Origin of the sequence: Cobetia sp. SIMBA_158 (assembly GCF_046566945.1) — a bacterium.
Taxonomy (GTDB): Bacteria; Pseudomonadota; Gammaproteobacteria; order Pseudomonadales; family Halomonadaceae; genus Cobetia; species Cobetia amphilecti.
On record NZ_JAWJYL010000110.1, the window covers coordinates 1 to 372 of the forward strand.

The following is a 372-nucleotide window of genomic DNA, read 5'->3' on the forward strand; positions in this document are numbered from 1 at the left end:
GTTTTAGTAACATGTACTGCTCTTGTTTTTCTACTCCCTCAGCAACTACTTCTACATTTAAGTTATGGGCCATTGTGATAATAGCCCTTACTAGTGCAATGCTATTATCATTTTTTTCTATATCCTTTATAAATGAACGATCTATTTTAAGGATGTCGATATCTAATCGTTGCAAATATGCCAATGATGAGTAACCCACGCCAAAATCATCAATAGCAACATCTATTTGAAATTCACTTAGTCGCTTTAGCTGTCGCTTTATTTCTGAATCAGTTCCCATTAGGGTGTTCTCTGTTACTTCTATTAAGACAGAGTGTTCGGGTAAATTGAATTGTTCGCTTGCCTGTATCCATTGCTCAACCCACTCACCAG

At 36.6% G+C, this 372-nt stretch carries 1 protein-coding gene; it reads right to left on the bottom strand.

Going from position 1 to position 372, the window contains the following annotated elements; all coding sequences use genetic code 11:
• Positions 1-372, bottom strand: a 372-nt coding sequence (locus R2R70_RS19200) for an EAL domain-containing protein (RefSeq protein WP_410978780.1), incomplete at both ends; no start/stop codon positions are given.